9 protein-coding genes and 1 pseudogene are annotated in these 11,060 nt (G+C 64.5%); 8 read left to right on the plus strand and 2 right to left on the minus strand.

Going from position 1 to position 11,060, the window contains the following annotated elements; all coding sequences use genetic code 11:
• Positions 1 to 22: 22 nt before the first annotated feature.
• Positions 23 to 1,234, minus strand: coding sequence for a thiolase family protein (locus tag ABD927_RS18905; protein ID WP_345251400.1), 1,212 nt, complete (start codon positions 1,232 to 1,234; stop codon positions 23 to 25).
• A gap of 115 nt (positions 1,235 to 1,349) precedes the next feature.
• On the opposite strand from ABD927_RS18905, the gene ABD927_RS18910 reads away from it, so the two are divergent.
• Positions 1,350 to 2,303: a LysR family transcriptional regulator gene (locus ABD927_RS18910; protein ID WP_345251401.1), complete on the plus strand. Its 954-nt coding sequence runs from the start codon at positions 1,350 to 1,352 to the stop codon at positions 2,301 to 2,303.
• Here the strand turns inward: ABD927_RS18910 and ABD927_RS18915 are convergent.
• A complete protein-coding gene (locus ABD927_RS18915) occupies positions 2,300 to 3,247 on the minus strand; it encodes a LysR family transcriptional regulator (protein ID WP_345251402.1) in 948 nt (315 codons plus the stop codon). The two genes, ABD927_RS18910 and ABD927_RS18915, sit on opposite strands and share 4 nt — an antisense overlap.
• A gap of 148 nt (positions 3,248 to 3,395) precedes the next feature.
• On the opposite strand from ABD927_RS18915, the gene ABD927_RS18920 reads away from it, so the two are divergent.
• The 7 genes and pseudogenes from ABD927_RS18920 to ABD927_RS18950 all read left to right on the plus strand — a co-directional run.
• Positions 3,396 to 4,505, plus strand: coding sequence for an enolase C-terminal domain-like protein (locus ABD927_RS18920; protein WP_345251403.1), 1,110 nt, complete (start codon positions 3,396 to 3,398; stop codon positions 4,503 to 4,505).
• 32 nt (positions 4,506 to 4,537) lie between these two features.
• Positions 4,538 to 5,524, plus strand: a complete 987-nt coding sequence (locus tag ABD927_RS18925) for a Bug family tripartite tricarboxylate transporter substrate binding protein (protein WP_345251404.1) — start codon at positions 4,538 to 4,540, stop codon at positions 5,522 to 5,524.
• On the plus strand, positions 5,521 to 6,330 hold the full coding sequence (locus ABD927_RS18930; protein WP_345251405.1) for an HpcH/HpaI aldolase family protein: 810 nt from the start codon (positions 5,521 to 5,523) through the stop codon (positions 6,328 to 6,330). The genes ABD927_RS18925 and ABD927_RS18930 overlap by 4 nt, the downstream gene beginning before the upstream one ends.
• A gap of 10 nt (positions 6,331 to 6,340) precedes the next feature.
• Entirely contained in the window at positions 6,341 to 7,729 is a 1,389-nt protein-coding gene (locus tag ABD927_RS18935) for an NAD-dependent succinate-semialdehyde dehydrogenase (protein WP_345251406.1), read from the plus strand.
• Between the two features lie 48 nt (positions 7,730 to 7,777).
• Positions 7,778 to 8,869 (plus strand): redox-regulated ATPase YchF, encoded by a 1,092-nt coding sequence (ychF, locus tag ABD927_RS18940; RefSeq protein ID WP_345251407.1) that lies wholly within the window; start codon positions 7,778 to 7,780, stop codon positions 8,867 to 8,869.
• 196 nt (positions 8,870 to 9,065) lie between these two features.
• The gene (locus ABD927_RS18945; RefSeq protein ID WP_345251408.1) at positions 9,066 to 10,277 is read left to right on the plus strand and encodes a tyrosine-type recombinase/integrase; all 1,212 of its coding nucleotides are present in this window, start codon (positions 9,066 to 9,068) and stop codon (positions 10,275 to 10,277) included.
• A gap of 349 nt (positions 10,278 to 10,626) precedes the next feature.
• Positions 10,627 to 11,004, plus strand: a pseudogene (locus ABD927_RS18950) (Fic family protein); the annotation flags it as partial.
• Positions 11,005 to 11,060: the final 56 nt, after the last annotated feature.

Genomic DNA, 11,060 nt, shown 5'->3' on the forward strand with positions numbered 1-11,060 from the left:
GAAGCGCGCAGGGGTGGGTTCATCAAGCCTCTTTGGACAGGATCATCACCGAGTGGCAGCCGAGCGGGCCGCCGTGGCCGTGCACCAGCCCGTGCCGCACGCCCGGCACCGGATGTCCTTCCGGCTGCCCGCGCATCTGGTCGACCACTTCCTTGAGCAGATACAGCCCCTGCCCGGACTGGCCGAACGACAGATAGCCGCCGGTGGTGTTGAAGGGCAGGCCGCCATCGAAATCGATGCCGCCGGCCTCCACGAAACGGCCGCCTTCGCCTTCGCCGCAGAAGCCGAGTTCCTCCAGCATGATCAGGTTGGCGTAGGTGAACGGCACGGAGGTCTCGACGATGTCCATGTCGCGCGGCGCCAGCCCGGCCATCGCGTAGGCCTGGTCGGCGGCCACCTTGGCGCCGGTGCGCACCATGCTCGGGCCGTCGGCGAACGGCCCCACGCCGGTGCTTCCCATCCGCTCGCCCACCCACTCGTGCGTGTTGCACTGGCCGAAGCCGGCGATATAGACGGGCTCGTCGCACAGACCGCGCGCCAGGTCGGCCCGCGTCACCAGCGCCGCGCTGCCGATGCCGCCGGGGAACCACGCGGCGCAATCCAGCATCCGCAGCGGCGAGGCGATCATCGGCGAGGCCAGCACCTGCTCGACGGTGATCGGCCCCTTGTGCCGCATCGCGGCATGCGGATGGTGCAGCGCCCAGCGGCGGTTTTCCACCGCCACCCGCGCCATCTGCCCGGGCGTGACGCCGTATTCGTGCATGTAGCGGCTGGCGGACTGCGCATACAGCGCCGGCGTGGTCGGGCCATAGGGCGCCTCGAACTGCAGGTCGGCCTCCCAGTTGGCGCTGCCGCCGATCATGTCGATCCAGGTCGGACTGGCTTCGCCGCTCACGCACAGCGCGTAATCGATGACGCCGGCCTGCAGCGCCATCACGGCCAGTTCGATCGTGCCCAGCGCGCCGCCGCCGTGAGAAGTGACTTCGGTGCTCAGCATCGGCGCGATCTTCAGTTCATTGAGCACGCTCTGGCTGTACTGCAGGCTCATGTACGAGCGCGGCATGCGGCCGGTGAACAGTCCGCCGATCTGCCTGCGTTCGAGGCCGGTGCTGCGCAGCAGCTCGGCGCAGGCCTCGATCACGAGCTGCAACGGCGTTTTCTTGTCCGGATCCGTCTTCAGCCCGATCGAGCGGGCGACGCCGACGAGGGCGCAGGCATTGGAAAGCGTTGTCATCGGGAAATGGCCCCGCGGTTAGGACGGGGAAAAATCGTAGCATCGGCCTCTTATTCAAAATAAATTTTTTATTGTATTGTTCGATAAGTTTTTTGAATCCGATATCAGGGCCGCCATGCCTTCCACGAACGCGCTCATCGACATGCGCCTGTCGCAGCTGCGGCAATTCCTGCTGGTGGTGGAAACCAAGAGCTACCAGGTCGCGGCGCGCCAGTCCTACCGCTCGCAGCCCGCGCTGTCGCAGGCGATCCACCAGCTGGAACAGCGGCTCGGCGCGCCGCTGTTCGAGAAAGGCTCGCGCGCCACGCTCACCCCGTTCGGCGAACGCTGCCTGCCGCTGATCCGCGAGGCAGTGGCGCATATGGAGCGTTCGCTGGCGTCGATGCTCAACATGGCCGACGTGTCGGGCGGCCGGCTGGCGCTGGCCATCCTGCCGTCGATCGCGCAGGAATGGCTGCCGTGGCTGCTGACCGAGTTCAACGCCCGCCATCCCGGCGTCGAGGTCCGCGTGCTGGCCGACGATTCCGTCAACGTCCAGCGGCTGGTGGCCGAGGGCGAGGTCGACTTCGCCATCTCCAGCACGCCGTCGCCCGATCCGCGGCTGGTCTTCCGGCCGCTGGTGCGCGACCAGTACGGGCTGCTGTGCCGGATCGACCATCGCCATGCGGGCGCCCGTTCGCTGCGCTGGGAAAGGCTGGGCGGCGAACGCATCATCGGCAGCATGATGCAGCGCTTTCTTGACGACTCGCCGGTGGGGGCGCTGCTGGGGCGGCCGGGGGTCTACGTTTCGAACCTGCCCACGCTGGTGGCGCTGGTGAAGAACCGGGTCGGCGTCGTGCCGCTGCCGGCGCTGGCGTTTCCCAGCGCCGAACAGGAGCTGGCCTTCGTGCCGCTGGTGGGGCCGGTGATGAAGCGCACGATCGGCATCGTGTCGGTCAAGGGAAGGTCATTGCTGCCGTCGGCGCAGGCGATGGTCGACTTGTTGCTGCAAAGGCTGGAAGGGTTCGATTGGAGCACCCAGGGCACGCATCGGATGCTGGCGCGGATGATCCGGCAGGTGCGGGGCTAGCCGGGCAGCAGGCTGCCGGCGCTCGCGCGGCGGCGCTGGCCGGCAAGCGGCGGGGTGTCCCGCTGCGCCACTGCGTGGAGCGCGCGCAGAAAATAGGGAAGATAGGGCGAATTGTCGGCCTCTTCCCGGTACAGCGCGCCAAGCGATTCCAGCCGGCATTCGAAGTCGACGGGGAGCGTGGCCAGGCCGCTGCCGGAGAAGGTTTGGCACAGGGAAGAGGGCAGGAAACCGACGAGCCGGCTGGTCGAGACGATGGCCGTGATCGCGATCATCGATCGCGCCTCCACCGTCGGTCGCGGCACCGCCATATTGCTCAGGCGGAAGGTATCCGCCACCTGGTGGTAGAAGCCCGTGCCCGGCCCTGGCAGAACCCAGCTTTCCTTGGCCAGATCCTGGAGGACCAGACGCGGCTTGCCCGTCAGGGGATGGTCCCGTGCGCAGACGACCACCACGGGCTCGTGCGCGAGCAGCTGGTAGCGCAGGCCGGCGACGCCCGCCGCATCGGGCAACCGCCCCACGAACACATCCAGGTGCCCGCCGCGCAGTTGTTCGATCAGCCCGTCCCGGCTTTCCTCGAACAATAGCGCCGTGCACTGCGGCGCCCGCTTTGCCAATTCGACCACGGCGGGCGCCAGCAACGCCACCGAAGCGGTGGTCTGGAAGCCTATCCGCAGCCGCGGCGATTCGGCCTTCGACAGCGCGACCAGCTCGTGCGCGGCCACCTCCATATTGGCCTTCATGGCGCGGGCGCACCGGATCAGGACCTTGCCGTATTGGGTGGGATGCAGGCCGCGGCGGCTGCGGTCGAACAGCCTGACCCCGAGCTTTTCCTCGAGTTCGCGCAGATGCTGGCTCATCGCCGGCTGCGAAAGATTGACCAGCACGGCCGCTGCCGAAATGCTGCGGTTGGCGCCCAGCGCGACCAGTGTCCGCACTTCGGCCATCGTCATTCTTCGAAGCGATTGCAACGCCACCTGAAGATTCGACAGATCTCCTTCCATAAGAAGTTCCTATGACGCATCCGAAAAAACAGCCGCCGGCCCGGCCGCAATCAATAGACTTGATTATCCCGGATTCAACAAGGTACGAACGTTGAAAATAGTCGATGTCGATTTGAAGCTCTTCCGATGGCCCGCCATTCCCGAAACCGTGCTGGGGCCGCATACCGGAAGATTCAGCGGGGAAAGCGCGCTCGGCCTGTTGAGGATTTCCACCAACGAGGGAATCGACGGCCACGCCTTCCTCGGCTCCGCCTACAACCCCGCCACCAATGACGGGCCGTCGCTGATCAGTTTCCTCAAGCCCATCCTGCTCGGCAAGAATCCGCTCGATCGCGAATGGCTCCATCACGCGCTGTGGGCCAAGGCGCGCGTCACGACCACGCGCGCGATCGGCGCGATCGACGTCGCGCTGTGGGACATCGCGGGAAAGGCCGCCGGCCAGCCCATCCATCGCCTGCTCGGCTCATACCGCGACCGGATTGCCGCCTATGCGACCTCGCCCGTGTATACCGAGCCCGCGCTGTACGTGGAAGAGGCGTGCCGCCTCAAGGAGGAGGGCTGGACGGCGTACAAGATCCACCCTCCCTGCAAGCCGGACAAAGATCTGGCGGTGGCCAGGCGGGTGCGGGAAGCGGTGGGCGCGGACTATCCGCTGATGTTCGACGCCCTGTGGCATCACCAGTATGCGGAGGCGCTGCGGATCGGCATGGGGCTGCAGGACCTCGACTTTCTCTGGTACGAGGATCCGCTATCCGACCAGGACATCGGGAACTACGTGGAATTGCGCCGCAAATTGCATATTCCCATCGTCGCCACCGAGCAGCCCTTTGCCGGACTCGATTCATACCCGATCTGGCTGACGTCGCGGGCCACCGATGCATTGCGCGGCGACGTGGCGAACAAAGGAGGAATCACGACCTGCATCAAGACCGCGCATCTTGCCGAGGCATTCCGGATGAACTACGAGATCCACCACGGCAACAACTCGCTCAACAACGTCGCCAATCTGCATCTTGCCGTGGCGATCCGCAATACCACCCGGTTCGAAGTATTGCTGCCCCACCGCTCGCAGAAATACGGCCTGGTGCAGGACATCGAGGTCGGCCCGGACGGGCATGTGGAAGCGCCGAGCCAGCCCGGGCTCGGCTACGAAATCGATTTCGGGCTCATTGAAAAAGAAAAGATTTCTACGCTCGCGTAGCAATCCGGATCCAGTCCGTAGAGGAGACATCCATGAAAAGCATTGTTCGCGCGGCGATCCTGGCCGCGTTCCTGGCGGCCACGGCCACGGCCACGGCCACCGGCGCCGCGGCGGGCGAGGCCGGTTCCTATCCGGAGCGCGCCATCCGCATCGTCAGCCCCTATGCGGCAGGCGGCAGCAGCGGCACGACGGCGCGCGTGATCGCGGAGCAGATCCAGAAGGCGTGGGGGCAGGCCGTGATCGTCGACGACCGGCCGGGCGGCAACACGATCATCGGCTCGAACATCGTCGCCCGCGCCGCCGCCGACGGCTACACGCTGCTGTGGCAGAACGACGCCCACGTCACCAGCCAATACCTGTTCCATACGCCCTATGACGCCTTGAAGGATTTCCAGCCGGTCGCCACGGTGGCCAGCACCGAGAACCTGCTGGTGGTCAATCCCGAGGTCCCGGCGAACAGCGTCAAGGAACTCATCGACTACGCGAAGAAGCATCCTTCGGTGCTGAACTATGGCTCCACCGGCCTGGGCGGCCCGCCGCACCTGGCGGCGGAGCTTTTCAAATCGTTGACCGGCACGCAGATCACGCACATCCCCTACCCCGGCATATCGCCGGCCTTGACGGCGCTGGTGGGCGGCCAGGTGCAGATGGTCATCCAGTCGCCGTCGCAGGCCCTGCAATACGTCAAGACCGGGCGACTGAAAGCGCTCGCGGTCACCGGTCCGCGCCGGCTGGCGGCGCTGCCCGACGTGCCGACCTTCGCCGAGGCCGGCCTGCCCGACTTCCAGATCAGGCAGTGGTTCGGCCTGTTCATGCCCGCCAATACGCCGCGGCCCATCGTCGACAAATGGAACGATGAAATGAGAAAGCTGCTGGCCTTGCCCGAGGTGAAAGCCAAGCTCGGTGCGGCCGGGCTGGACCCGCTGGTCAGCAGCCCCGAAGAGTTCTCTTCGATCATCAAAGCGGATTCGGCGCGTTACGGAAAGCTCATCAAGAGCCTGGGAATCAAGGCAGAATGAACCCCAATCTCGACATCATCGAAGCCAAGCGCAAGCGGATCGCCCGGCTCAAGGCCCGGATGGCCTCACGGCAGTTGGTGCTGGGCGCCTTCGTGTCCATTGCGCATGCGTCCTACACCGAGGCCATCGCGTATTCGGGGCTCGATTTCCTCATCATCGACAGCGAGCATGGCTCGGCGCACTCGGAAACCATCGAGCAGATGATCCGAGCCTGCGACGTGGCCGGCTGCCTGCCGTTCGCCCGGGTGCCGCTGCACGAGCCCGCGCTGATATCGCGCGTACTCGACATGGGCGCGGCCGGCGTGGTGGTTCCCATCGTGGAATCCGTCGAAGGCCTTGAATCGGCGTTCAATGCCGTCCGCTTTCCGCCCGTGGGCCGGCGGGGCGTATCGAACTCGGTGCGCGCCGGCGCATACGGATTCCTGCCGCTGCGCGAATTCCTCGACATCGGCAACCGCGACGTGATGCTGGCCGCGCAGATCGAGACCAGACAGGGGCTGGCCAATGCGCGGCAGATCGTCGAGCGCAGGCTGGCGGACATCATCTTCATCGGCCCGTCGGATCTGTCGATCGCGATGGGTCATCCGGGCGACGTTTCCGCCGCGCCGGTCCAGGAGGCGATCCAGGCCATCACCGGCATCGCCCACGACGCAGGCGTTCCGCTGGGCGCGATGGCGGTCGACGCGGCGGCGATCGGCGGATGGCTCGCGCGCGGCATCCCTTTCATCGCGATGGCCACGACGATTCCGTATCGTGCCGTGGAAAGCATCGTGCGCGATCGGTCGGCCGATGGTCAAACCTTGTGAGATGCGCGCAATGAATGCCGAGAATCCATCGAACGCCGCGATTTCTTTGAATCCCGCCAACGGCGAGATCCTGGCCGAATATCCATTCGATACGGACGAGGCCGTCGAATCGATGCTGGAGACCGCAAGCCGGGCGTTCCGCGCATGGTCGCGTTCGCGGGTCGAAGAACGTACTGCTTTCCTGCGCCGGCTGGCCATAGTCCTGCGCGGCGATGCGGACCGGATAGCGCGGCTGGCGACCGCGGAAATGGGCAAGCCGATCGCCCAGTCGCGGTCGGAAATCGAGAAATGCGCATCGGCCTGCGAGTGGTACGCCGAGCACGGCCCGGCATTCCTCGCGGATGCGGCGACGCCGGTGGGGAAGGACGCCTACGTATCGTATCTGCCGATCGGACCGGTGCTGGGCGTGCTGCCATGGAATTTTCCGTTCTGGCAGATACTGCGCGGAGCGATTCCGGTCCTGCTGGGCGGCAACGGCTATGTGCTCAAGCATGCGCCGAACGTCATGGGCTGCGCGTATCTGATGCGCGCGGCCATGGCCGAGGCCGGCCTGCCCGAAGGCGTGTTCTCCATTCTCAACATCACGCCGCGGCAGGTTTCGGGCGTGATCGCCGATCGCCGCGTCGCGGCCGTGACGGTGACCGGCAGCGTGCGCGCCGGCGCGGCGATTGCCGCCCAGGCCGGGGCGGCAATCAAGAAGAGCGTGCTCGAACTGGGCGGCTCGGATCCCTTCATCGTGCTGGCCGACGCCGACCTGGACCGGGCCGCCGAGGCGGCGGCGATCAGCCGCTTCCAGAACACCGGCCAGGTCTGCATCGCAGCCAAGCGGATCATCGTCGAAGCGCCGGTCGCCGAGGAATTCAGCCGCCGTTTCGTGGCGGCCGTCGAACGGCTGCGGCTCGGCAACCCGCTGGACGAAGCGACCTACCTCGGCCCGATGGCCCGCTACGATCTGCGGGACGAACTCGACCGCCAGGTGCGGCAGGGCATTGGCGAAGGCGCCCGCCTGTTGCTGGGCGGCGAGCGGGAGGGCGGCGCCGGCAATTACTACAAGGCCACCGTGCTGGCCGACGTCAGGCCCGGCATGACCGTGTTCGAACAGGAAATCTTCGGGCCGGTGGCCTGCCTGGTCCGGGCGGACGACGCCGACGATGCGATAGTGCTGGCCAATCGGAGCGATTTCGGATTGGCCGGTGCGCTCTGGACACGGCGGGTCGGGCAGGCGCGCGAAATGGCGCGGCGGCTCGAAACCGGCGGCGTCTTCATCAACGGCATCGCCGCGTCCGACCCGCGCGTGCCCATGGGCGGCACCAAGCACAGCGGCTATGGGCGGGAGCTGTCCAGCTGGGGCGTTCACGAATTCATGAACGCGCAGACCGTCTGGGTCCACAAGAAGTGAACCGGGGCCGCTACAATCACTGTTTCCACATGAAACTCGCGAGCTCTCATGGCCCTCCAATGCGGCATCGTGGGCCTGCCCAACGTCGGCAAGTCCACTCTTTTCAATGCGCTGACCAAGGCCGGCATCGCGGCTGAAAACTACCCGTTCTGCACCATCGAGCCCAACGTCGGCGTGGTCGAGGTGCCCGATGCGCGGCTGCAGAAGCTGGCCGAGATCGTCAAGCCCGAGCGCATCCTGCCGGCCACGGTCGAATTCGTCGACATCGCCGGCCTGGTGGCGGGCGCCAGCACCGGCGAGGGGCTGGGCAACCAGTTCCTGGCCCACATCCGCGAAACCGACGCCATCGTCAACGTCGTGCGCTGCTTCGAAGATCCGAACATCGTGCACGTGGCGGGCAAGGTAGACCCGATCTCCGACATCGAGGTGATCGAGACCGAACTGGCGCTGGCCGACCTGCAAACCGCCGAAAAGGCGCTGCAGCGCTACGTCAAGCCCGCGCGCGCCGGCGACAAGGAAGCGGCGCGCCTGGTGGCGGTGCTGGAAAAATGCGTGGCCCAGCTCAACGAGGCCAAGCCGGTGCGCAGTCTCGGCCTGTCGCCGGAAGACATGGCCGTCGTCCGCCCGCTGTGCTTCATCACCGCCAAGCCGGCGATGTACGTGGCCAATGTCAGCGACGATGGTTTCACCAACAATCCGCTGCTCGACCGGCTGACCGAATATGCCGACAAACAGAACGCGCCCGTGGTGGCGATCTGCGCGGCGATCGAAGCCGAGCTGGGCGACATGGAAGAGGAAGACCGCGCGGTGTTCCTGGCCGACATGGGCATGGAAGAGCCCGGGCTCAACCGCCTGATCCGCGCCGCTTTCAAGCTGCTGGGGCTGCAAACCTACTTCACCGCCGGCGTGAAGGAAGTGCGGGCCTGGACGATTCCCATCGGCGCTACCGCGCCCCAGGCTGCCGGCGTGATTCATACCGACTTCGAACGCGGGTTCATCCGGGCGCAGACGATTTCCTATGAGGATTTCGTCGCGTACAAGGGGGAGCAGGGGGCGAAGGAAGCGGGGAAGATGCGGGCGGAGGGGAAGGAGTATGTGGTGAAGGATGGGGATGTGATGAACTTTCTGTTCAACGTCTGACGATTTTTGCTGGATCTCGGTGGCGCTCAGCAGCGCTTGGTGGATAGATTGACCCGTTTTAAATCAATGGGTTGTGGAAACAATACGGTCTGCTGAGCGTTCCTATTGTTCATCGAGGTCCAGAAAATTCGGGGGTAGCGTTGGGGGTACTCGTGTTCAACCGTGGGGGTACTTTTCCCCGCAGTGGAGTCCAACGATGCCCGAGAATCTACTCACTGACCTCAAGGTCAGGTCGGCCAAATCGACTGATCGAGATTGGAAACTTTCAGACGGCGGGGGCTTGTTCCTGCTGGTCAAGCCCACCGGCGGCAAACTCTGGCGGTGGAAGTACCGCCTGCAAGGCAAGGAGAACCTCTTTGCCATTGGCGGCTTTCCTCAAATAAGCCTTGCGGAGGCGCGCGCGGCCCGCGAGAAGGCGCGAGCTTTGGTCAAGCAAGGCATCCATCCTGCCCATGAAAGGCAGCAGGTCAAGCAGCGCAATCTGGAGGCGCTGGAGGAACGCAAGCGTGCCCGTGAAAGCTCGTTCGCCAAGGTGGCGAAAGCGTACCTTGCCGAGATCAAGCCAGTCTTCGCACAGAGTTCCTACCGGACGAAAGAGTCCCGCATTAGGAAGTACCTGTCGCCGAAGTTCGACGGGATGCCGATGAGCGACATTGGCGTGAAGCAAATCCGCCCACTGCTGGAGGAGTGCAAGGCCCACGGCGCGTGGGCGGCCATCCATGTCAAAGGCGATCTTTCGGCCATCTTCGAATTCGCGGTGGTGCGGGGTCTGGTCGAGGCAAATCCAATTCCCAGTCTACGCGGACTGCTGCGCGTGCCGTTCAGCGAGAGCAAGGCGGCGATGACGCGAGAGCAAATCCAGAAGTTCTATCAGGAGTTGCGTGGCTACCGGGGCTATCCGGAAACCTCGTTATGCATGCGATTGATTGCGCTGACTGCCTGCCGTCCTGGGGAAGCAGCGGATGCTGAATGGGACGAGTTCGACTTTGAGGATGCCTTGTGGCGTCGGCTTGCGGCGAAGATGAAAGCGCGACGTGATCATGTCAGCCCGTTGTCTGCACAGGCCATTGCCGTGCTGAAGGATTTGCAGTGCATCACGGGCGGTCGTTGCTATCTGTTCCCACACCGGAGCGGCAAGGGCTTCACTACGCCCAATCGGCTCACCTACGCAATGCGTGACATGAACCTGGGCCGGGGCACGACGCCGCATTGCTGGCGGACGACCTTTTCGACCTGGGCCAATGAGAACGGATACCGGCCCGATGCGATTGAGCGGCAGCTTGCCCACGTGGAAAGCAACAAGGTGCGAGCGACGTACAACAAGGCGCTGCTGTTGGATCAGAGAAGGACGCTGTTGCAGGACTGGGCGGACTATCTGGGTGCGGCGGAGGGCAGCGTCACGGCATAGGGGCGATTTGGCCGGGTGTTGCAGAACTAATGGACGGGGAGGCCTTTTCCCTTTCTGCTTTCTGGATAGGGCCGTGGTCCTTTGAGGGCCGTTCCCTTGCCATTTGCCTTTGCCCAAGGCTGGACGCTGGAAATGGGGTAAACAATAGAATAATGGGGTAATTTTTAGATATTGCCCCATTTTTAGGATTGATGTCGCCCTTCCTCTCCAGTCAGCCATGCTGGCCCCTCACGAGCGGTCCTATGTTCAGAAAATGGGTAGTCAACATCGTTAATAAGGCATTTTTGGAGACAGTACCCCATTTAATGGCTATGATTGCCCCGTTTACACAGCCTGGGCTTACATTTCCATGCACTCGCTCACACCCGAGTACCTTGCCGCGCTTCGCTTCGATGGCACCCAGGCCGCCACGTTGCGCACACTGGGCGAGTACCAGGGCAAGCAGCAACTCTACGCCGCGCAGTCGCCCGAAGCCCTTAAGGGCCTGCGCCAGGTCGCGGTGGTGGAGTCCACCGAGTCATCCAACCGGCTGGAAGGAGTTGTCGTCTCACCCTCGCGGTTGAAGTCTCTGGTCATCCGCAATGCAACGCCAAAGAGCCGTTCCGAACAGGAGATCGCGGGCTACCGTGACGCCTTGGCGCTGATCCACGAATCGGCCGCGCACATGCCCTTCAGCGAGGGCGTATCGCTGCAACTCCACACCCTGCTGTACCGCTATATGCCGCAGGTGTCAACGCCGGTTGAAAACTGACCCCTTTGTCGGCGCTCGCGCCGAAGTAAATT

Origin of the sequence: Pigmentiphaga soli, assembly GCF_039541095.1 — a bacterium.
GTDB classification, from domain to species: domain Bacteria; phylum Pseudomonadota; class Gammaproteobacteria; order Burkholderiales; family Burkholderiaceae_B; genus Pigmentiphaga; species Pigmentiphaga soli.